Source organism: Ameyamaea chiangmaiensis, assembly GCF_013376175.1.
Classification (GTDB): Bacteria; Pseudomonadota; Alphaproteobacteria; order Acetobacterales; family Acetobacteraceae; genus Ameyamaea; species Ameyamaea chiangmaiensis.
Genome location: NZ_JABXXR010000270.1, coordinates 1 through 1,957, shown reverse-complemented (window position 1 = coordinate 1,957; position 1,957 = coordinate 1). Strand labels below are relative to the sequence as shown.

Here is a 1,957-nt window from a genome sequence, read left to right as displayed (position 1 = left end):
ACCCGTTCACGCCCCCGCCGCAGACTCAGCGGGCTGGCAGTTCCCGGGCCTCGACCTGTTGCAGGCCGCGCCCGCGCATGCCGGCGCGGGTCCGTCGCCCGATATGCTGCAGGCCAACGCGCGGCTTTTGGAAAATGTTCTGGCCGATTACGGCGTTCAGGGTGTCATCGGCGACATTCACGCCGGCCCGGTGGTGACGCTGTACGAGCTGGAACCCGCCCCCGGGATCCGTTCGGCCCGCGTCATCGGGTTGGCCGACGATGTGGCGCGGTCGCTGTCCGTGCTGAGTGTGCGTATCGCCGTCGTGCCGGGCCGCAACGTGATCGGCATCGAAGTGCCCAATGCGCGGCGCGAGACCGTGTATTACACCGAACTTCTGAACACTGCCGGGTGGCACCAGAACCCGTCCAAACTGTGTCTGGCGCTGGGCAAGGACATCGCGGGCAATCCGGTCTATGGCGATCTGGCCCGCATGCCCCATCTGCTGATCGCGGGCACGACCGGGTCGGGCAAGTCGGTCGGCGTGAACTCCATGATCCTGTCGCTGCTCTACCGGCTGTCGCCGGCGGAATGCCGCCTGATCATGATCGACCCGAAAATTCTCGAACTCTCGATCTATGACGGCATTCCGCACCTGATGACGCCTGTCGTGACCGAACCCGCGAAGGCGGTCACAGCCCTTAAATGGACGGTGCGCGAGATGGACCGCCGCTATCGCGCGATGGCACATCTGCAGGTGCGCAACATCGCCGGCTACAACGATCGCGTGACCGAGGCACAGGCGCGGGGCGAGATCGTGACGCGCCGTGTGCAGACCGGCTACGATCAGGAGACCGGTCGCCCGATTTTCGAGGAGCAGCAGCTCGCGCTCGAGACGATGCCCTATATCGTCGTGGTGATCGACGAGATGGCCGACCTGATGATGGTGGCGGGCAAGGAGATCGAGTCCGCCGTCCAGCGTCTGGCGCAAAAGGCGCGCGCGGCGGGCATTCACGTCATCATGGCGACGCAGCGCCCGTCGGTCGACGTGATCACCGGTACGATCAAGGCCAATTTCCCGACCCGTATCTCGTTCCAGGTCATCAGCAAGTTCGACAGCCGCACCATTCTGGGCGAGCAGGGCGCCGAGCAGCTGCTGGGTCAGGGCGACATGCTGTACATGCAGGGCGGCGGACGTATCACCCGCGTGCACGGCCCGTTCGTGAGCGACGGTGAGGTCGAGAACGTGGTGGCCTTCCTCCGCGCGCAGGGCGAGCCGGTCTACAACGACGATGTGACATCGGCCGAGGACGAGGAAAGCTCGGGGGGTGGCGGTTCGTCGTCCGGCAATGGTCTGGGCAGCGGCGGGTATGACGCGGAGACGAGCCTGTTCGATCAGGCCGTTGCCATCGTCGCGCGCGAAGGCAAGGCGTCGACATCGTTCATCCAGCGCCACCTGTCGATCGGCTACAACCGCGCGGCCAAGCTGATCGAGCAGATGGAAAAGGAAGGCATCGTCAGCCAGGCCAACCATGTCGGACGGCGCGAGGTGCTGATTCGCAGAACCGATGCAGACGACTGACGTCCGCAGGTCGCGCCGGACGGGGCCGCCCGCCCATGAGGGCGGCATACGCGTGAAGGCCGATCCGCCACCCGCTGGCGGCACGGCCGTCTTCCCCTATCCGATCCTGTTTCGCGACACGCGTTTCCTTGTCATCGACAAACCCGCCGGCCTGCCGGTCCATCCCGGCCCGCGTGGCGGCGCGTCGGTCGAGGACGCGTTCGCCCTGCTGCCGCGACGCAAGCTTGGCGGTCCGTGGCTCGCGCACCGGCTGGACGCGGATACGGCGGGGTGTCTGCTGATCGCGCTGCGCAAGCAGGCGCTGATGGCCGCGCAGGCCTGCTTCGCGGAGGGCACGGCCCGCAAGACCTACTGGGCCATCGTGCGCGGCCAGCCCGCCTCGGACCACGGACATGT

2 protein-coding genes are annotated in these 1,957 nt (G+C 66.7%); both read left to right on the top strand.

The genetic code is table 11. From position 1 onward, the window contains the following. Positions 1–1,561: DNA translocase FtsK (locus HUK82_RS16235; protein WP_256127061.1), on the top strand; the 1,561-nt coding region annotated here is incomplete at its 5' end. Continuing rightward, a partial coding sequence (locus tag HUK82_RS16230; RefSeq protein WP_256127060.1) for a pseudouridine synthase occupies positions 1,548–1,957 on the top strand: 410 nt, incomplete at its 3' end. The genes HUK82_RS16235 and HUK82_RS16230, both read left to right, overlap by 14 nt.